This is a genomic window from Acidovorax sp. 99, assembly GCF_003096455.1.
In the GTDB taxonomy this organism is placed as follows: domain Bacteria; phylum Pseudomonadota; class Gammaproteobacteria; order Burkholderiales; family Burkholderiaceae_C; genus Acidovorax; species Acidovorax delafieldii.
In genome coordinates this window covers 81,617-101,152 of the sequence record NZ_QEKU01000002.1, presented here as the reverse complement: position 1 = coordinate 101,152, position 19,536 = coordinate 81,617, and the positions used below count along the sequence as shown (strand labels likewise).

Below are 19,536 nucleotides of genomic sequence, written 5' to 3'. Positions count from 1 at the left end.
GCCCCTTCATTTCGAGGACCATCATGCCCATCACCTCCTTTGGCGCTCCCTGCGAGCGCCTGTCTGCGCACCAGCGCATTCATCCCATCTCTGAGCGCATCCAGGTGCGCAACCTCCACCATCTGCGCCTGGGCGCTCTCGGGGTCCTGTTGGCCAGCATTGGCTTGGCTGGCAACCAGGCACACGCACTGGGCTTTTCCGAAGCGTTGGACCTGGCCGAGCAGCACAGCCCTCGCATCACGGCCCAGCGGCTGCAGATTGACGCGGCCAGCAGTTCCCAGAAGTCGGCGGGAACCCTGCCGGACCCCAAGCTCTCAGTCGGGATCGAGAACTTTCCCATCAGCGGCATGGACCGCTTCAGCCTCACGCGTGAGTCCATGACCATGCAGCGCCTGGCGCTGATGCAGGAGGTGCCCAACCGGGCCAAGCGCGATGCCCAGATCGCCGGTGCCGAGGCCAAGGTGGAACGCGAACGCGCCACCCTGGCGGTCCAGCGCCTGCAGATCCGCCAGGAACTGAGTCAAGCGTGGATCCTGGCCCAGGCTATCGAGCAACGTGACCAGGTACTCACCGGTCTACTGAGTGAGAACCAGCGCCTGCAGGACAGCCTGCCCGCCCGCATCGCCGGAGGCACGGCCCAGGCCGCAGACCTGCTGATGGCCAGGCAGGAGGCGCTTGCGCTGTCGGATCGCAGGGACGATCTGCAGCGGGACCGATCCAAGGCCAGGGCGATGTTGCGGCGCTGGGTTGGCGCTCGCGCCGACGAGGCGCTACAGGGAACTCCTGGGCCGCTGAGCCGCCCCTTGGATCAACTGCGGTCTGAGGTACACCGCCACGCGGAACTTGCGCAGTACCCCGCCATGCAGGCCATGGCCTTGGCGGAAACGCGCGAAGCCCAAGCAGAAACCAAGGGTGATTGGTCCTGGGAAGTCGCCTACAGCCGCCGCGACCGACGCTGGGGCGACATGGTGTCCTTCCAGGTGACCTTTGACCTTCCCTGGCAACAGGAGCGGCGCCAGGGACCCCAGATCAAGGCCAAGCAGCTGGAGCTGCAGCGCCTGGACGCCGAGCAGGAAGACGTGACCCGCAGGCACCTGCAGGAGCTGGAGGACAGCGCCTCAGAGCTGGCGGCACTGAACAGTCAGATCGAGCGGCTGCAATCGGCGGGCATGGGCTTGGCACAGGGGCGTGCCGAACTCGCGTTGGCCAATTACCAGTCTGCCAAAGGCGACTTGAGCGCCGTGCTGGCGGCCAGGGCCCAAGTGCGGGAGACGCACTGGCGGCTCATTGATCTGCAGGCGCAGCGGGACACCGTGATTGCCCGTCTGAACAGCCTGATCGCGGACTGAAGGGAGAACCACATGACCAATACCGTTTTCAAGAAGACCACTGTGGCCGTGGCACTGGTGGCTGCTGGCATTGCCCTCGGTTGGGGCGTCTCCCAATGGCGCATTGCGAGCAGTCATCCATCTGGCGCTACCCCTCCATCGGCAGAAGCGGCGAAGGCCGACCGCAAGGTGCTGTACTGGTACGACCCCATGGTGCCAACGCAGAAGTTCGACAAGCCAGGCAAGTCGCCCTACATGGACATGGCGCTGGTTCCCAAGTACGCCGATGAGGACGCACAACAAAGCACCGGTTTGAATGTCTCGGCACAAGCGGTGCAAGCCCTCGGCCTGCGCACCGCCACGGTGGAGCAGCGCGACATTGGATCCGATGTGGACGTGCTGGGCACGGTCCAGCTCAATGACCGGGATGTGAGTATCGTCCAGGCGCGTTCTGCAGGATTTGTGGAGCGTGTCTATGCCCGGGCCCCGGGTGACGTGGTGGCCGCAGGCGCGCCATTGGCCGATTTACTGCTGCCTGAGTGGGTGGCTGCGCAGCGCGAGTTCCTCGCTGTCCGGGCGCTCAAGGAAGAGTCGCTGACGGCCGCTTCGCGTCATCGGTTGTCACTGCTGGGCATGCCTGCCTCGCTCGTGGCCCAGGTGGAGCGCACGGGCGAACCTCAGGGCCGCTACACGGTGACCTTCCCACAAGCAGGGATGGTGGCCGAACTGATGGTGCGCCAGGGCATGACGGTCTCTGCGGGTGCCAGTCTCGTACGCGTAAACGGTCTGGCCAGCGTCTGGATCGAAGCGGCCGTTCCCGAAGCGCAAAGCGGTCCCTTGCAACTGGGGCAGGACGCCCAGGTGCGCCTGGCCGCGTTTCCGGGCGAAACCCTCAAAGCCCGTGTCGTGAGCATCCTCCCAGAGGCCAACCGGGACACCCGCACGGTGCGCGTGCGCCTGGAGCTTCCCAACCCCACCCAGCGCCTGAAGGCGGGCATGTCCGGGCAGATTGCCCTGGCCGGACGTATGCAACCAGCGCTGCTGGTGCCCAGCGAAGCAGTGATCCGAACCGGTAAGCGGGCACTGGTTTACGTGGTGGACGGCCCCGGCAAGTACCACCCCGTCCAGGTACAACTTGGCGCGGAAATCGATGACCGACTCGTCATTCAAAGCGGACTCACCGCAGGGCAGCAGGTGGTCGCCTCGGCGCAGTTCCTGATCGACTCGGAAGCCAGCCTGCGAGGCATCATGCCCGCTCAACCTCCCGGCAGCAGCGCACAACCCATCGCTGAACAGGGTTCCTCGGCCTCTGCGGCTCCGGCGTCCAAGAGCTTTACGGTGCGAGGGGTGGTCGATGAGGTCACGCCAACCGAGCTGACCCTTACCCACGAGGCCGTGCCTGAACTGAAGTGGCCCGGCATGACCATGCCATTCAAGCTGGCAAACCCAGAGCTGGCCAAGGCCCTGAAACCGGAGCAGCAGGTCAAGTTCACCTTCCAGCAGCAAGGCAAGGACTTCGTGATCACTGCCGTGGAAAGGATCAAGCCATGATCGCACGTCTGATCCGCTGGTCGGTGGCGAACCGACTCCTGGTTCTGCTGGCGACCGTGATGCTCACGGCCTGGGGCGTGTGGGGCGTGCGCAGCACCCCCGTGGACGCGCTCCCCGATTTGTCGGATGTCCAGGTCATCATCCGCACCTCCTACCCCGGCCAGGCGCCGCAGATCGTGGAAAACCAGGTGACCTACCCGCTGGCCACCACCATGCTGTCCGTCCCGGGCGCCAAGACGGTGCGCGGCTTCTCGTTCTTTGGCGACTCGTTTGTCTACATCCTGTTCGAGGACGGCACGGACCTGTACTGGGCACGTTCCCGGGTGCTGGAGTACATGAACCAGGTGCAGGGGCGACTACCCGCCACGGCCAAATCGTCGCTCGGCCCCGACGCCACCGGGGTCGGCTGGATCTACCAATATGCGCTGGTGGACCGCACCGGCAAGAACGATCTCGCCCAGCTGCGGGCCCTGCAGGACTGGTTCCTGAAATTCGAACTCAAGAGCCTGCCCAATGTCGCGGAAGTGGCGTCGGTGGGCGGCATGGTCAAGCAGTACCAGGTGGTGCTCGATCCGATCAAGCTCGCAGCCCAAGGGCTGACCCAGGGGCAGGTGCGTGATGCCATCCTGGGAGCGAACCAGGAAACGGGAGGGTCGGTGCTGGAGTTGTCCGGGGCCGAATACATGGTGCGGGCCAGCGGCTACCTCAAGACGCTGGACGACTTTCGTTCCATCCCGCTGGTATCGCGCGCCGGGATTCCCGTGCGTCTGGGCGATGTCGCCACGCTCCAGATCGGGCCAGAGATGCGGCGCGGTATCGCCGAACTCGACGGCGATGGCGAGGTGGCCGGTGGCGTGGTGGTTCTGCGCTCGGGCAAGAATGCCCAGGAAACCATCAAAGCCGTCAAGGCCAAGCTCAGCGAGCTACAAAGCAGCCTGCCCCCGGGCGTGGAGATCGTCACCACCTACGACCGCAGCGCACTCATTGAGCGGGCGATCCAGAACCTCACCACCAAACTCGTGGAGGAGTTCATCGTGGTGGCTGTGGTCTGCGTCTTGTTCCTCTGGCACTTGCGCTCGGCACTGGTCGCCATCATTTCTCTGCCGCTGGGGATCATGGCGGCGTTTCTGGTGATGCGCTACCAGGGCATCAACGCCAACATCATGTCCCTGGGCGGGATTGCCATCGCCGTGGGCGCCATGGTCGATGCAGCCGTGGTGATGATTGAGAACGCCCACAAGAAGCTGGAGGCCTGGCAGCACAAGCATCCCGACCGGCAGTTGGTCGGGGAAGAGCGCTGGAAGGTGATCACCGAAGCCGCCGTGGAGGTGGGCCCCGCGCTGTTCTTCTCGCTGCTGATCATCACCTTGTCCTTCGTGCCTGTCTTCACGCTGGAAGCGCAGGAAGGTCGCCTGTTCGGACCGCTGGCGTTCACCAAGACCTATGCGATGGCCGCAGCAGCGGCTCTCTCGGTCACGCTGATCCCCGTCCTCATGGGCTACTGGATCCGAGGGCGTATCCCTGACGAGCAGAAAAACCCGATCACGCGCGCGCTGATTGCCGTGTACCGGCCTTGCCTGGAATGGGTTCTGCACCGCCCCAAATCCACACTGGTCATCGCCGTGCTGGCGCTGACGACCACGATCTGGCCCCTCTCGCGGCTGGGGGGCGAGTTCCTGCCCAGGCTGGACGAAGGCGATCTGCTGTACATGCCGTCGGCGCTCCCGGGCCTGTCGGCCCAGCGGGCGACGGAGCTTCTGCAACTGAGCAACCGGATGATCAAGACGGTGCCCGAGGTCGAGCGCGTCTTCGGCAAGGCGGGCCGCGCGGAGACCGCCACGGATCCGGCCCCGCTGGAAATGTTCGAGACCACGGTGAAGCTCAAGCCCAGAGACCAATGGCGTCCAGGAATGACGCCCGAGGGTCTGATCGAGGAGCTGGACAAGGCCGTCAAGATTCCTGGCCTGTCCAACATCTGGATTCCACCCATCCGCAACCGGATTGACATGCTGGCCACCGGCATCAAGAGTCCCATCGGGGTCAAGGTGACCGGCAACGACCTGAAGGTGATCGACGGGATCGCTGCCCAAGTCGAGCAGGTCGCCAAGGGCATTCCGGGAGTGACTTCGTCACTGGCCGAGCGCCTGACCGGAGGGCGCTATGTCGATGTCCGCATCGACCGCACAGCCGCAGGGCGCTACGGACTGAACGTGAGCGAAATCCAGTCCGTGGTTTCCGGGGCCATCGGTGGTGAAAACGTGTCTGAAACGGTCGAGGGCCTGGCCCGCTTCCCGATCAACCTGCGCTATCCGCGTGAGTGGAGAGACTCGCCAGAACGCCTGGCCCAGTTGCCCATCTCCACCCCCATGGGTCAGCAGATCACGCTGGGTACGGTGGCCAGCATCTCCATCACCGATGGGCCGCCCATGCTCAAGAGCGAGAACGCCCGCCCATCGGGCTGGGTGTATGTCGATGTGCGGGGGCGCGATCTGGCATCGGTGGCCAATGACCTGCGCGATGCGGTGAGCCGCCAGATCAAGCTGGAGCCCGGGGTCAGCATCACGTACTCAGGCCAGTTCGAGTACCTGGAGCGGGCCAATGCCCGCCTGAAAGTAGTGGTGCCTGCCACCTTGCTGATCATCTTCGTGCTGTTGTACTTGACCTTCTCGCGCATGGGCGAGGCGGGACTGATCATGGCGACACTGCCATTTGCGTTGACCGGGGGCATCTGGTTCCTGTACCTGATGAACTACAACCTGTCCATCGCCACCGGTGTGGGCTTCATCGCTCTGGCGGGGGTCGCGGCAGAGTTCGGGGTGGTCATGCTCATCTACCTCAAGCAGGCACTCGCAGAGAGATGTCCAGACGGCAGGCAGCCCACGCTGGAAGAGCTGCTGGATGCGATCCGGGAAGGTGCTGTGCTGCGCGTGCGCCCCAAGGCCATGACCGTGGCTGTCATCCTAGCGGGCCTGGTGCCCATCGTGTGGAGCAGCGGGACAGGCTCGGAGGTCATGAGCCGCATCGCGGCCCCCATGCTGGGCGGTATGGTGACAGCGCCGCTGCTGTCCTTGTTTGTGATTCCTGCGGCCTATGTGCTGATGAGAAAGCCGAGAAAACGCGATCAGCCTGACACTGAGGCTTCGTGAGGCAGGCTTAGGGCGGCCCCCTTAGGGGCGTCGAGTTTGCTGATCGAGAGGCTGCGTGGCTGTCATTTTCAAAAGACAACAGCACGAAATATCAAAAGTCGGCCGCACGGTCTTTTCTGACGTTGAAGCACCTCAGAAAACGGAAAATAAAGCACGCTAAGGCGTAGCTCCCTCGGCTACACCGCGTTGGCACTGCGCGGTTCTTTCTCCCCTTGCAGCGCAGCAATCAGCGGACATGAAACGTTCCCTTGCCGCGCATGACAGGCGCACACCAGTTCAGACAGCACGCTTTCCATGCGAGCCAAGTCGGCCATCTTCTCGCGCACATCCTGAAGTTTGTGCTCGGCCAGGCTGCTGGCTTCCTCGCAGTGGGTGCCGTCATCCAGCCGTAGCAGCTCGGCGACCTCGTCCAAGCTGAAGCCCAGCCGCTGGGCTGATTTCACGAAGCGCACCCGCGTTACATCCGCCTCGCCATAGCGGCGGATGCTGCCATAGGGCTTGTCCGGCTCCAGCAACAAGCCCTTGCGCTGATAGAAGCGGATGGTCTCCACGTTGACCCCGGCCGCCTTGGCGAAAAGGCCGATGGTCAGATCCTTCAAATTGTTCTCCATATTGCTTGACTCCGTACATTGGTACGGAAGTAAGCTTAAGCTATCCAATTCAGATTCGAAAGGACAAGCGTATGCCTGAACCTCAAAACGGGCGCGGCGCCCTCTTCACTGGAGGGCTGGCCGCCATCCTCGCCTCGGCTTGCTGCCTCGGGCCGCTGGTTCTGATCGCCTTGGGGTTCAGCGGCGCTTGGATCGGCAACTTGACGGTGTTGGAACCCTATCGCCCCATCTTTATCGGCGTGGCGCTGGTGGCGCTTTTCTTCGCCTGGCGGCGCATCTACCGCCCGGCGCAAGCCTGCAAACTGGGTGAGGTCTGCGCGATTCCCCAAGTGCGCGCTACTTACAAGCTCATTTTCTGGGTCGTGGCCGCGCTGGTTCTGGTCGCGCTCGGATTTCCCTACGTCATGCCATTTTTCTATTAATCACAGGAGTTCACTATGAAAAAACTGTTTGCCTCCCTCGCCCTCGTTGCCGTTGTTGCCCCCGTGTGGGCCGCCACCCAGACCGTCACGCTGTCCGTACCGGGCATGACTTGCTCCGCTTGCCCGATCACCGTCAAGAAGGCGATTTCCAAGGTCGAAGGCGTCAGCAAAGTTGATGTGACCTTCGAGACGCGCGAAGCCGTCGTCACCTTCGATGATGCCAAGACCAGCGTGCAGAAGCTGACCAAGGCCACCGGGGACGCGGGCTATCCGTCCAGCGTCAAGCAGTGAGTCACTGAAAACGGCACCGCAGCACATTTGACGTCATTGCCTGGCGCCACAAACGATAAAGGATCTGTTGCATGACCCATCTAAAAATCACCGGCATGACCTGCGACTCGTGCGCGGCGCACGTCAAGGAAGCGCTGGAAAAAGTGCCCGGCGTGCAGTCGGCGCTGGTGTCCTATCCGAAGGGCACAGCGCAACTCGCCACCGAGGCGGGCACGTCACCGGATGCGCTGACTGCCGCCGTGGTCGGACTGGGCTACAAAGCAACGCTCGCCGATGCGCCACCGACGGACAACTGCACCGGGCTGCTCGACAAGGTGAGCGGCTGGATGGGGGCCGCTGATGAGCGCAGTGACGGTGAACACCAGTTGCAGATCGCGGTGATCGGCAGCGGTGGAGCCGCGATGGCCGCGGCGCTGAAGGCCGTCGAGCAAGGCGCGCACGTCACGCTGATCGAGCGCGGCACCATCGGCGGCACCTGCGTCAATATCGGTTGTGTGCCGTCCAAGATCATGATCCGCGCCGCTCACATCGCCCATTTACGCCGGGAAAGCCCATTCGACGGCGGTATCACCGCGACTGTGCCTGCGATTGATCGCAGCAAACTACTGGCCCAGCAGCAGGCCCTCGTCGATGAACTCCGCCATGCCAAGTACGAAGGCATCCTGGACAGCAATTCAGCCATCACCGTTCTGCATGGTGAAGCTCGTTTCAAGGACGACCAGAGCGTTGTCGTCCGTTTGAACGAGGGTGGTGAGCGCGTCGTGATGTTCGACCGCTGCCTGGTCGCCACGGGTGCCAGTCCGGCCGTGCCGCCGATTCCGGGCCTGAAAGAGTCACCGTACTGGACGTCGACCGAGGCGCTGGTCAGCGAGACCGTTCCCGAACGCCTGGCCGTGATCGGCTCGTCGGTGGTGGCGCTGGAACTGGCGCAAGCCTTTGCCCGGCTGGGCAGCCAGGTCACGATCCTGGCGCGCAGAACGCTGTTCTTCCGCGAAGACCCGGCCATCGGCGAGGCCGTTACCGACGCTTTCCGTGCCGAAGGGATCACGGTGTTGGAACACACGCAAGCCAGCCAGGTCGCGCATGTGAACCGCGAATTCGTGCTGACCACGGGGCACGGTGAAATACGCGCCGACAAGCTGCTGGTCGCTACCGGACGGACACCGAACACGCGCAGCCTGGCACTGGACGCGGCGGGGGTCACCGTCAATGCGCAAGGGGCCATCGTCATCGACAAGGGCATGCGCACCAGCACGCCGCACATTTATGCGGCTGGCGACTGCGCTGACCAGCCGCAGTTCGTCTATGTGGCGGCAGCGGCCGGCACCCGTGCCGCGATCAACATGACGGGCGGAGATGCGGCCCTCGACTTGACCGCGATGCCGGCCGTGGTGTTCACCGATCCGCAAGTGGCGACCGTGGGCTACAGCGAAGCGGAAGCGCATCACGACGGGATCGAGACCGACAGTCGCACCCTGACCTTGGACAACGTGCCGCGTGCGCTTGCCAATTTCGACACACGCGGCTTTATCAAGCTGGTCATTGAGGAAGGTAGCGGAAGGCTCATCGGTGTGCAGGCGGTGGCCCCGGAAGCAGGCGAACTGATCCAGACGGCTGTTCTCGCAATTCGCAACCGCATGACGGTGCAGGAACTGGCCGACCAGTTGTTCCCCTACCTGACGATGGTCGAGGGCTTGAAGCTCGCGGCGCAGACGTTCAGCAAGGACGTGAAGCAGCTTTCCTGCTGCGCCGGATGAGGGAAAAAGGAGGTGTTCAATGAACGCCTACACAGTGTCCCGGCTGGCCCTTGATGCCGGGGTGAGCGTGCATATCGTGCGCGACTACCTGCTGCGCGGACTGCTGCGGCCGGTGGCGTGCACCCCAGGCGTTCGATGACGCCGCCTTGCAACGCCTGTGCTTCGTGCGGGCCGCCTTCGAGGCGGGCATTAGCCTGGACGCACTGACGCGGCTGTATCGGGCGCTGGATGCTGCGGACGCCAACGAAGCGGCCACGCAGCTTGCCGTGCTGCGCCAGTTCGTCGAACGTCGGCGCGAAGCGCTGGCCGATCTGGAAGTGCAGTTGGCCACCCTGCCGACCGAGCCGGCCCAGCACGCGGAGAGTCTGCCATGAACAGCCCCGAGCGCTTGCCGACCGAGACACACAAGCCGTTCACCGGCTACCTGTGGGGCACGCTGGCCGTGCTCACCTGTCCCTGCCATTTGCCGATTCTCGCCATTGTGCTCGCGGGAACAACGGCCGGCGCGTTCATCGGGGAGTATTGGGGTATTGCAGCCCTCACGCTGACCGGTTTGTTTGTCCTGTCTGTGACGCGGCTGCTGCGGGCCTTCAGGGGGCGATCATGAGCGCTTCCCAACCCATTGAATGGACGGTGGCGCAACTGGCGCTGGCGCTGGCGGTTGCGGTTGCGGTTGCGGTTGCGGGCGGTCAGCTTGATCTGCACTACCAGCCGATTGTCGATTTGCGTAGTGACCAGATTGTCGGCGCGGAAGCCCTGTTGCGCTGGCGTCACCCGATGCTCGGACTGTTGCCGCCGGGCCAGTTCCTGCCCGTGACCGAATCGTCTGGCCTGATGCATGAAATCGGTGCTTGGGTGCTGGGCGCAGCCTGCCGTCAGATGCGCGACTGGCAGGCGCTGGCATGGCAACCGTTCCGGCTGGCCGTCAATGTTTCGGCGAGCCAGGTGGGGTCTGACTTCGACGGGTGGGTACCAGGTCAGCGGCGCCCCCCCTGTCGCTATCGCTGAAAACTGAAGATCCGATAAGAGCACCGTCGCCGCCATCAATGGCACCCAATTGAGCTATCGATCAAGCATGGATGCAAAGGAACCGAACACATTCCCACTTCTGAAATGCGTGGTGCTTGCGGGCGGCAGTAACGGGCTCAGGGGGAACGCGCCTTGCGCTGGTCGATTCAGGAAGGTGGTTTACAGAATCTCAATGAGATTTTGTGGCGAGCGCCCCTCAGGACGCTCGCGGGGGAGGCTACCTGGATGGCATGGCCGCCTGGCGGTCCACCATCATTTGCATCATTTGTTCCATCATGGCCATGCGGCGCTCCATTTGAGCGTGCATGCCCATCATGCCGCCTCCCATGCCCGAGTTTCCAGATGCTGCAGGTGCGGCAGGTTTGGCCTGCGCCCCTTGCTGCATCATCCCCATACCCATGCCACCAGAATTACCAGCACCCATCATGGCCATGCCGGACTGCATGAGCTTCATGTGCTCGTCCATCAGAGCAGAACGTTCGGGGGGAGTCTTGGCCGCCTGCATTTTTTTGTGCATTTCCTGCATCGCCTTCATCTGACGATCAAAGGCGTCCGGTGTTGGCTGGGTGGTAGCTGCCGGGGCAGACTGGGTGGTTACGCCCCCGCTCTGCGCATCACCGGGGTGGTGGCCTGCGTGTTCGTCCGCAGGTTTTGGAGATTGCGCGACGGCACAGCCCGCCACGAAAAGGGTTGTCAACAGCCCAGCGACGATATTCAGACGCATGATGGTCTCCTTGTAGGTTCAACTGCAGCATGACGACGTACGGTTCGCAGCGCCTTGATTCACATCAACAGAGGTTGTGGACCGAGACGCACAGCAGCAGCCACCGGTTGTTCGGCGCGATGAAGTCCCCGCCACGGCGTCTGCTTTGTATCCGGCACGCTCAATTGCGGAGCGGACAAGCTCCACAGTGTCGTCTTCGACTTGCCCAGGAACGCGGACCTGCCGCGTGGCCACATCGATTTCTACTCCGACGCCTGCTGGCAGTTGGGACTGAGCTATTGCTCGACGAATACGCTGAGCACAACCGCCGCACGTCAGATCAGGAACATTGAAATGGACCATGTGAGCCTCCTTTGGTTGATTCACGTTTTGACTATGAACCTTGCCACGGTGGCAAGGTCAAGGTATCACGGAATTCAACCGGCATAGAAGATCGGAAAGCAGCAAAAGCACCCAGTGCTGGTGGTGTCTCTGAGAGTTAGAACGATCACGCCTTGGGTCAACGACTTTCGAAAGTCGTCATCTAAGCCGAGGGGAAAGATACCTTTGGCGCCTTGCGCCTTCCCGCCGCGTGCCTAGCGCGCAGGCGCCACCATAGCGGTGGCAATTGCCAAATGCCGGGCTGGTCCTGTACCTACCTGAGAGAGAAAGCCCTCGGCGAACGAGAAGTTCTTAGCTGATCGAACGAGATGCGCTTGGAATGCAAGCGACTCGCTGACAAGTGCAAGGGACAAAAATTTGACCGACAACTCAAGGGTGACGACGACCTTGGAATCGTAGTGACCGAGACCGGCAAGCACGAAGGCTGCATCAAAACCTGCGGCGATAACGCCGCCATTGATTGCGGAGGTTCCTCCACCTCCCTGAAGGCCAGATTCGATTTTGGTGAAATTGATGATCGCCAAGCCCGGCTCTTTGAACGCCCCCCTAAACCCAAACCAAGCAATTTCTTTCCTGGCGTTGAATTGAGCCAATTGCTCTTCGCGCTGAGTGGAGACTAGGCGAAACGGGATGGTCGGACTATGCATGGGAAAGCAATGATGCGTTTACCGTCCAAATGTACATTGAGGGCTCGTCCAAATGTACATTCAGGATGCGTCCAACCTTGCATCCAAGACACTTGCGGCAGGGGATTTCTCGAATGAAGGTTCGATAGTTAGACCGTTTTTAAGTGCACCGTGCCCCGCGAGCTGCTATGGGGTTCTGGCCGACAAGGCCACATGACAGCTGCGCAATTTTTCCCTCAGTTCGTGTTGTACCTCGGGGTTTGACAAGCCCGTAGTTCCCTCGCATGCGACCAGGTTTTGCCGACAGGAGTCAGGCCAATCTTCCAGATCGTCATCGAGCGCTATCCACTGCTGGGGTTTTCTGCGCTGAGCGTCTTCTTGAACTTGCACGCCCCGGGGTGTGGTGCGAAACATGGTCAGGTTCCAGGGATCCACGCCATGGACACGCCTGTGGTACGTCCCACCAATAAACCGGGCACGCAATGAGGCCGGAAGGCGTTTGAGTGTCGCGCTGTATCCGGGGCGAATGCACCACGTGCTACTCAGTACCAGAGCGACTGCCGGGTGGGGTTGGAGCACTGACTCCAGGATTGGAATCCATTCGAACAGCGAATGCCCTGCAGCCTCATACGGGCTCATGTAGATACCCTTGCGGGGATGCCAGAGCACTTTTTCATGGTGAACAACACCATCGAGATCGAGGTACAGGACGACGTCCGCGCTGCGTGGAGTGGACGCATGGAGATATGGGGAATTTTGGCCAGAGGACATAGCCGTATGTTGGGATTGCGCTGGGTGGCGATTTAGCCAAGGACGACGGCAGGGCCAGGGCGGATTCAGAACTCGCCAACCACGTGCGTATTCCTACGAGAACGCACCAGACTGGACACGCATGAGCAAGCTCCGCACCACCTCAAGGCCGCCGGGTTCTTTGAGTACATCGAGAGGCCTTCGATCGCCCAATGCCGGGACCGCCCCCACGAGCCAGTGATGAAGCCAGTCCTTTGCGTCGAAACCAGTTGGGTCGCCACACTCGTCAACCATGCGCTGCACAAGCATAGTGAGAATAGCGATGTGGTCTTCCAGGGCGATGAGGGCAGAATCTGCGGCCATGATTTACCGATCAGTCCCGCTAACAATGGCGTAGCGGCGTCGCCGGAGCGTCGGATCTTCGGTTGCATCGCCCGAGCGCGCATATTCCCTTGCGGTGATGACAGGAAGAGCGTGCTTGACCTTGATTGTGATGACGCGCTTCGCCTTCCAGGCCGCTTGACCTGTGCAGTGCAATTCCACGGCGATGGGATCTCTCAAGAGCTGTCGCGAGCTTCGGAGAGAGATTTCATCAAAGTACCCCTCAGAAAAACGTCGCCCCCGGGGGCATGCTTTCGCAGAGGTCGCACCGGGGGCTTGCTTTGCGCTGATGATAGCAACGATGTTCAAACTCATCGCGGGGTTGTATCGGCAGGAGAACCAGCGCTGACTCACCAAAGGCCCCGCTTACTCACTTTTACCAGTGCGCTGGTAAGGGCCATCAGCGTTTCTGCATCTGTCAGCGCCTCCGCCCCCATCAACGTGGACGGCAACGCATTTTCCAGCGATCTCTTGAGTACGGTTGAGCACCTGCTCCACCAGACTGGTCCGGGGAACAAACATGTAGTGCACTTCACAGTCCAGGCCATGAGCCAAACGTGCAAGCGTATTCAGCGTGATAGTGCCGTTGGCCTCGGCATGCTCCAGTTTGCGGACTCCCTGTGCCGTCATGCCCAAACGCTCACCCAGCGCTTTAGAACTCATGCCCAAGGCCAACCTAACCGTCTTTGCCCAACCACATCTGGGCGTGGCATTCCGCTGCAGCTTCGCAAAATCGCAAAACTGCCGGTCAAGTTCGGCCAAGCGGGTGAGATCCAGGCGGTTTTTCAAGGGGGCAAACGCATGAGGCAACAGACTGGTTGCCTCTTTAAGCAGATCTGGGCAACCGGTTTATTTCCATTGGGAGACGGGCACACTTGGAAAACAAAAATGGCATTCCAGTCAGCTATCTTTGCACGCCACGGTCTCGAACGGGACTAACAGGCTGCTGAAATACTCCCGTGCGTCCGGAACCTGCTCAGCGGCTGCAACCGCATTTTTCGCAGCAGCTTTCCGCAGGCTACGCTAGAAAACTGCTGCCACCTTTTGAAAACACTCCGAAATAGAGCGGATCTAACCAAACGGGGGAGGGCCATGTAATGAGGCGCAGGAGGCCCCAAAAACAAGCTTCCAAACTCCACCGGGGGGAGAATTACTTTGGGGCTCTGAGGGCGGTTTGGGAGCTAGGAGCCCCATCGGAGAATCTTGGGGTTCTATTACGGGAGACGGAAAACCCACAGCTCGCAGAGATACCATAAAGCAGCGGTGAGCAAATCCCGCTTTATATGGTCGCGCCTTGGGGGGTTGCGCCACTGAGACCGGCAAAAGGCGGCTTGACGGTGAAAAGGTCACAAGAGCGATTTCTGCACCGCCGCGCGTCACCGGGCCCAGAGAGCGGAATTCTCCTTGGGATACCACTGAATCAAAACCCGACGCGGACCACCGCCAGAACCGCCAAAGGCCATATGGCTTCCGCGTAGCTCGTCGTATCCAGCGCCCGCCATTCTAATCCTACTGTTGTCGTAAGTGCGGCCTGCGAATCCATATGCCAATACCATCCGGGAACCAGGGCGCTGCAAGGCAAAGCCTGGAAACAGGACAAATACCGAGCACCAAATGGTGAAGATACCGGTTCCGGGGGGAAATTAAGGCTACGGAAGTGCGGGGCGAACACTAAACGCTGTCGGGCTGATTGGGCGCCGAGGGCTTTCATCAAAATCGATGCGCAACTACATAGAAATGCATCTACATAGGGCCTCAGCTATCGCCGCGATTGAGGCGATTCCGCGAGGGGCGATTCGTCCCCTCAATAAAAGCCTCGAAAGCCCACAATGGGTATAGAGGAAGAGCCAGTGTCAGCGCCTAACCCCGAGATCCATGGAGTCAAACTACGGAGCGCCTATTTCTTCGGGGGAAAGAAGACAGGGGACAAAGCACGGGGCCTGAAGAGCACAAAAGCCGCGAGGGAAATACCCGGCGAGCACATCAATCCACGCCTGAAATGTAAAAGGCCCCATGTGCATCTACATAGGGCCCAGGTTTAAGTGCAAGTGAAAAAGACGATTGTGGGTCTAGCTGCGGGTTTAATTGCTTTTACATAGGGCCTAGCCGACCGCCTCTTCCTCGGCCTCAACCTCATCCCCCTTCTGCGCTTTCAACACACGAATGGCGTTACGAGTATTGATGATGGCTTTGACAATGTGTTTTGACTTTCGTCTGATGGATTGAAGCTTTTTTTCTGTCTTCATCACTTCATCAATTTCCCATTCTTTGGCAAAGGTATTCAACCGATCCTTTGCATAGGTCATTGACTCTTCATTGATCGCAATCCTCACTCGAATGGACTGGCGGTTGTTCTTTTGACCAAACCAACGGATTCCCGTCCATTTGAGATCCAAGTGGTTGCCCTTTCTGGTACACGACAGTTGCAGTGTTGACCTGGACTCCCAGCCTGTCGCCTTCGCCTCAACCCGATCCACAAAGCTCATGTACTCGTCTGCTGCGACCATGGCTTGGCCATAGAGCACCTCGATGCATCGCTCAAGGCCTTGGATTGCATCTTCATAGAGGGCTAGTTCGTCTTTGTTCATTTCGGGGGGTAGATCCATCTCTTTACCGTGTATGGAGATACCCGGTACATCCATCCACGGGGCCGTACTGCTCAAAACACACTTTTTTCGGGATGGAGATGCCGGTCTGGTCCATCCTAGTTGGATGAATCCACCCATCCTACAGCATCCTCAGGTGTAGGCTTGAAAAAGTGTCAATCCCAATAGGATGGATTCAGGGTGCCAATCCATCCTATTAGGATGCACAGCTTTTTGGACTTTTCATGTCGCAGGGAGCGGAGGGGGTTGGGTCTCTTTATGATCCATTATTTGCCGTTCCATCCTAATAGGATGAATCCACTAGGTCAAAGAGCCGCTGGAACAGCTGATCTTGCAGTCCGCATAAAGAGGGGTGTGAATTCATCCTATTAGGATCAAGAGGCGTAAAATGATGAAAACGTCGTTTTGTCTGCGCAATTCGTTGAAGTGAGTCATTAGTCACTCTGTACTGCTACGAGACCGTCCGACGCCAGGCGTATTTGCTGCGACTACGCTGCGGTTGACCGGCGACAAGAATTGCACGTAATTGCATTAAGTGTCTAATGGAGTGCGATTAATTGTGAAGTTTATGTAATGAAGGTGGGAGCGCAAGCGGGAACTTTTATTTCCGAAGAGCACGGAGCAAAAGTGAGTGTCGAAACGCTCGGAAATGCAATTCACTCCGGCAAGGAAAGCATCTTGCTCATGGGTGAGCGTGTCGAACTTGCTCCTTTCCTCAAGAAGGCAAGTGAAACTCTTTCCTCTGTCGAAGCCACTTCGATTCAAAAGGCTCTCCGCGTGGAAAGTATGTCTCCTGACGTTATTGTTCTGGTCGGCGGTGGATCTTCCTTCTTCCAGCAGGCAATTCAGGAGGCATTCCCGCGCCTGAAAGTGGTATCGCCTAAAAATCCTGTGCTTTCGAATGCGCGTGGATTTTGGCTGCTCGGCGGTGCTTCTGTATGAGCGGCAAAAGCCTGAAAGTCGTTGTCGAAATTAACGAGGCATACCCGATTTTGCATAGTGCTTTTGCGCGGATTCCGGCTAATGTCAGATCAGAACGGCTTAGGGCTTTGGCAATGATCGGTATGTACCTTGAAAGCGGATCAGAAACTTTCAGGGGCATTCCGGTCAACATGGGGGTTGTTGACGGGCAGCTCGAACCGATCCAGTTCGCAGTGTTTATTGGCGAAACACAACCCAAGTTGCTAGATCAGTTGAGCAGTATTTCTAAGCGCGCTAGAGCCGAACGTTTGAGGATATTGGCACTTCTGGCGCTCTATTCAGAGACGGGGAAACTCGTAGTAGACGGGAGTAAGCCAGCAATACAAGCATCTATGGCGGCGGAGCCTGGATCTCAGATTTCGTCGGACAGCCCACGCTCAAGACAACCTGCGCTACCGACGAATGTAGCTGACGTGGAGTCTCTTCCGAAGCCTGTTGACCCGGTAAAGGAGATTGCAGGTAGTCCAAGCAGTACCGAATTGCCTCCAGTTGCATCGCCTACGACCGACGCCAGTAATAGGGTTGGCAAAGGCGTTCGAAGCTTTGCACGTTCTTTGGGTTAATTGAATGAAGATCTGAAAAACACTCAGTCCGCAAGTCTTGGCTCCTGGACTGTGGGCACCCCCCCGGAGGGAGTCCGAGTCGCCATGGCTTGCCGTAAGTGGTTCGGTATGCACAACGAGCGGTATGTGGAGGTCATTGCCCACGACCCTTCGATGTACCTTGAGTCCCTCGGCCTGGAAATGATGATGAAGCCATCGGTTACCGTCATTTATGGCAGTGTTTTTACACAGGGGAATACCACTTGCATCCTCAATGAACACGGAATGCCAGTAGGCGCATATCCCAATTCCATTCTGGCCTGGACCAGAGTGCCTGAGGATTTACTGCAGAACCTGCAAGTTGCGGTCTTGACAGACCTGGCCGTGGGACTCGCCAGCAAGCGCGCCAAGTCGTCGTAGGCAGGCCTGTTTCTGCGGAGCGCGTAGGGGAGATTGAATCCTAGCTCTCCAAGTTTTTCCACGTAGTCCAAGCCTGGTGAGCGTTTGTCTTTTTCATAGCTGTTCTGCGTTGTCCTCGCGACGCCGCAATGTGTCGCCACTTCCTGCTGAGATAGCTGTCGCCTGAGCCTCTCCAATTTCAGTCGCCGCCCAAAGGAGCTGCTGTTGTCGGCCTTTGCGGGTTCCGATTCAGGCGACAAGTCGGGTTTAGTTGCCATGGGCGGTTCAATCTTTTGGGAAAGGTAGTGGGCACACGAGCCCAGAAAATCCGCTGATATCACGCGAGGTCTGGTGTCCCTGCGATCCTGTTGGGTTGATCATCTACTGAAGCCTGGGCAGGTGTCCTCTAGGGGACCAATTCAGCGCAAGCGCTCTCGCAAGAAGCTTCGGCCTCACCTTCGCTGATTCCGAACGCCTCGAACATGGCGTTGCCGCGCTGAAACAGGTCTGCCATTTGGGCGGCAAGCTCGTAGCGGTCAAGAAACTCGGTCCCTGTACTGGTCCCCCGGCGATGGATTTTGACCTTGCAAAGCAGTGCCATCAGCAGATGGATCGCGCCTACACGCCTGTGCAGGAACCACAACCAGTGGGGCCACTCTTTGGCGAGTCGGGCAAAAAAGCCGCGCACCTCGGGGATTTCCGCCAGCTCGCGCGGGTCAGCGTCGTAACCCACCACCTGGATGACCAGGCACTCCTGGTAGCGAAGGGCGGTCTCTCTGGACTCCGCGATTGCATGGAGACGTTCCAAAGCGCTGGCGATGTTGGCGGTTTCAATCTCGCGCTTGGAGATCTCCAGCACCAGCAACGCGTCACCCTCAAAGGCGGCGAGGCCAGCGGCATCGGTGCGGACAACTGACGGTTTGGCGGTCATGGGCATGGGTTGCGCTCCTGATTCACGAGACGATGGCCACTTGAGAGCCCAGTGCTGCGCGCAGAACGCTGAGGTGGAGGCGATCAGTGCGAGGGGTGTGCTTGATACCTTGGTCATGCTGGCCACGCCGCGTTCGAACAGGCAGATGCAGGCGTGGTACGGGTGTTGGGCGGATGCGTACATGACACCATGGGCACCGGCCTTCCGGGCGTCGGCGGCAAAGGCCTGCGTGGTCTCGTAACGCAGAGATTGCAGCACAGGGTAGTTCTCCTCCAGCCCGCGCAGATCGGCAAGGCGCATGCCTGCAGCCGTGCGAAAGGCGACCAGTGAGCGTTGCCGGAGTTGATCCAGGGTGTAGCTGCGCGTGTCCCGCCTAAAAAGCGCCTCGTAGCACGAGGTCAACTCGCTATCGGCGAGGTAGGCGGTGGGTTCGTCGGACAGATCGAAGCGGCCGGTGGGAACACCGAAGGGCGGGAGGATGAACCCGCGCGTGCGCACGCTGTCTTTGCGCCAGCTGGTGCGCTGGATGCGGTGCCAGGTTTGGCGGTCGGGAAGTTCAATGAATGGCGGATTGAGGTCTGTCAGGTTCATGGGGCGAGGTCATTCAGTGAGCCTCAGCCGTTGCCAATGCCAGGATGTGTTTCGCTGGGACGCCCTGCTCAAGTGCGGCGCGCGGTGTCTGGCCGTCCAGGGCCGATGCCGGCGTCTCCAGGAAGGTGAGCACCTGCCAGCCATCGGACGCGCCAAGGGCCGATGCCAAGGGCTGCAGGATGGGCCACAGGTTGGGTTCGAACTGCCAGCGTGGCAATTTGAAACCCCGGCGCAGGTGGGAAACCCCAATGCATCGGCGCGACTTGATCCAGGCGTTGATGGTCACCCGGCTGGCGCCCGCCAGCAGTGCAGCGTCGTCGGTAGTGATCATGTCGTCGGCTTCCATGCGCTCGCGGCGGTACTGCGCACCCGAGCGCAAGACAGCGGCAGACTGGGCCGCTGTCGCGTAGGGATCAGAAGACGCCTGCGAGAGGTCTGGGGCATTGCGGTGGGCAAACGGTGAGGAAATGGACAGGGTGTTCATGGGGA

General features: G+C 60.1%; 20 protein-coding genes and 2 pseudogenes. 12 read left to right on the top strand and 10 right to left on the bottom strand.

From position 1 onward, the window contains the following. Positions 1–23: 23 nt before the first annotated feature. The 3 genes from C8C95_RS23285 to C8C95_RS23275 are packed head-to-tail and all read left to right on the top strand — an operon-like array spanning position 24 to position 6,025. Positions 24–1,349, top strand: coding sequence for a TolC family protein (locus C8C95_RS23285; RefSeq protein WP_207780665.1), 1,326 nt, complete (start codon positions 24–26; stop codon positions 1,347–1,349). 12 nt (positions 1,350–1,361) lie between these two features. Beyond that, positions 1,362–2,879, top strand: coding sequence for an efflux RND transporter periplasmic adaptor subunit (locus C8C95_RS23280; RefSeq protein ID WP_100409587.1), 1,518 nt, complete (start codon positions 1,362–1,364; stop codon positions 2,877–2,879). After that, the gene (locus C8C95_RS23275) at positions 2,876–6,025 is read left to right on the top strand and encodes an efflux RND transporter permease subunit (protein ID WP_116750474.1); all 3,150 of its coding nucleotides are present in this window, start codon (positions 2,876–2,878) and stop codon (positions 6,023–6,025) included. Before C8C95_RS23280 ends, C8C95_RS23275 begins: the two co-directional genes overlap by 4 nt. A gap of 176 nt (positions 6,026–6,201) precedes the next feature. On the opposite strand, the gene merR is transcribed toward C8C95_RS23275, so the two are convergent. Beyond that, positions 6,202–6,636, bottom strand: coding sequence for an Hg(II)-responsive transcriptional regulator (gene merR / locus C8C95_RS23270; protein ID WP_063459338.1), 435 nt, complete (start codon positions 6,634–6,636; stop codon positions 6,202–6,204). A gap of 71 nt (positions 6,637–6,707) precedes the next feature. On the opposite strand from merR, the gene merT reads away from it, so the two are divergent. The 6 genes and pseudogenes from merT to C8C95_RS23240 all read left to right on the top strand — a co-directional run. Beyond that, a complete protein-coding gene (gene merT, locus C8C95_RS23265) occupies positions 6,708–7,058 on the top strand; it encodes a mercuric ion transporter MerT (protein ID WP_063459339.1) in 351 nt (116 codons plus the stop codon). 15 nt (positions 7,059–7,073) lie between these two features. Further along, the gene (gene merP, locus C8C95_RS23260; RefSeq protein ID WP_063459340.1) at positions 7,074–7,349 is read left to right on the top strand and encodes a mercury resistance system periplasmic binding protein MerP; all 276 of its coding nucleotides are present in this window, start codon (positions 7,074–7,076) and stop codon (positions 7,347–7,349) included. A 71-nt stretch (positions 7,350–7,420) separates the two neighbouring features. Beyond that, entirely contained in the window at positions 7,421–9,106 is a 1,686-nt protein-coding gene (gene merA / locus C8C95_RS23255; RefSeq protein WP_063459341.1) for a mercury(II) reductase, read from the top strand. 19 nt (positions 9,107–9,125) lie between these two features. Further along, positions 9,126–9,480: pseudogene (gene merD, locus C8C95_RS23250) on the top strand (mercury resistance co-regulator MerD). Continuing rightward, entirely contained in the window at positions 9,477–9,713 is a 237-nt protein-coding gene (merE, locus tag C8C95_RS23245) for a broad-spectrum mercury transporter MerE (RefSeq protein ID WP_063459342.1), read from the top strand. Before merD ends, merE begins: the two are co-directional and overlap by 4 nt. Then, a pseudogene (locus C8C95_RS23240) lies at positions 9,710–10,078 on the top strand (EAL domain-containing protein); the annotation flags it as partial. The gene merE and the pseudogene C8C95_RS23240, both read left to right, overlap by 4 nt. A 274-nt stretch (positions 10,079–10,352) precedes the next feature. Here the strand turns inward: C8C95_RS23240 and C8C95_RS23235 are convergent. From C8C95_RS23235 to mobI, 7 genes are all read right to left on the bottom strand, one after another. Then, positions 10,353–10,859 (bottom strand): hypothetical protein, encoded by a 507-nt coding sequence (locus tag C8C95_RS23235; protein WP_116750472.1) that lies wholly within the window; start codon positions 10,857–10,859, stop codon positions 10,353–10,355. Positions 10,860–11,434: 575 nt separating this feature from the next. Next, positions 11,435–11,887, bottom strand: coding sequence for a hotdog domain-containing protein (locus tag C8C95_RS23225; protein WP_116750470.1), 453 nt, complete (start codon positions 11,885–11,887; stop codon positions 11,435–11,437). Positions 11,888–12,052: 165 nt separating this feature from the next. Continuing rightward, a complete protein-coding gene (locus C8C95_RS23220; protein WP_108498432.1) occupies positions 12,053–12,637 on the bottom strand; it encodes an HAD domain-containing protein in 585 nt (194 codons plus the stop codon). Between the two features lie 93 nt (positions 12,638–12,730). Continuing rightward, positions 12,731–12,910 carry an MbcA/ParS/Xre antitoxin family protein gene (locus tag C8C95_RS23215; protein WP_233250422.1) on the bottom strand — a complete coding sequence of 60 codons (180 nt, stop codon included), beginning with the start codon at positions 12,908–12,910 and terminating at the stop codon, positions 12,731–12,733. A gap of 72 nt (positions 12,911–12,982) precedes the next feature. Then, positions 12,983–13,312 (bottom strand): hypothetical protein, encoded by a 330-nt coding sequence (locus C8C95_RS23595; protein WP_133246267.1) that lies wholly within the window; start codon positions 13,310–13,312, stop codon positions 12,983–12,985. 51 nt (positions 13,313–13,363) lie between these two features. Then, positions 13,364–13,786 (bottom strand): helix-turn-helix domain-containing protein, encoded by a 423-nt coding sequence (locus tag C8C95_RS23210; protein ID WP_199227693.1) that lies wholly within the window; start codon positions 13,784–13,786, stop codon positions 13,364–13,366. A 1,313-nt stretch (positions 13,787–15,099) separates the two neighbouring features. Continuing rightward, positions 15,100–15,585 carry a conjugative transfer protein MobI(A/C) gene (gene mobI, locus C8C95_RS23205; protein ID WP_069105833.1) on the bottom strand — a complete coding sequence of 162 codons (486 nt, stop codon included), beginning with the start codon at positions 15,583–15,585 and terminating at the stop codon, positions 15,100–15,102. Positions 15,586–16,176: 591 nt separating this feature from the next. On the opposite strand from mobI, the gene C8C95_RS23200 reads away from it, so the two are divergent. The 3 genes from C8C95_RS23200 (at position 16,177) to C8C95_RS23960 (ending at position 17,546) form a co-directional block, all read left to right on the top strand. After that, entirely contained in the window at positions 16,177–16,545 is a 369-nt protein-coding gene (locus C8C95_RS23200; RefSeq protein ID WP_199227804.1) for a hypothetical protein, read from the top strand. Continuing rightward, on the top strand, positions 16,542–17,147 hold the full coding sequence (locus C8C95_RS23590; RefSeq protein WP_133246266.1) for a hypothetical protein: 606 nt from the start codon (positions 16,542–16,544) through the stop codon (positions 17,145–17,147). Before C8C95_RS23200 ends, C8C95_RS23590 begins: the two co-directional genes overlap by 4 nt. An 84-nt stretch (positions 17,148–17,231) precedes the next feature. Continuing rightward, positions 17,232–17,546, top strand: coding sequence for a hypothetical protein (locus C8C95_RS23960; protein ID WP_243415801.1), 315 nt, complete (start codon positions 17,232–17,234; stop codon positions 17,544–17,546). Between the two features lie 385 nt (positions 17,547–17,931). Here C8C95_RS23960 and C8C95_RS23190 read toward each other — a convergent pair whose 3' ends face one another. Beyond that, a complete protein-coding gene (locus C8C95_RS23190; protein WP_116750467.1) occupies positions 17,932–19,047 on the bottom strand; it encodes an RES domain-containing protein in 1,116 nt (371 codons plus the stop codon). A gap of 13 nt (positions 19,048–19,060) precedes the next feature. After that, complete coding sequence (locus C8C95_RS23185; RefSeq protein ID WP_116750466.1) at positions 19,061–19,531, bottom strand: hypothetical protein; 471 nt, start codon at positions 19,529–19,531, stop codon at positions 19,061–19,063. Positions 19,532–19,536 lie beyond the last annotated feature (5 nt).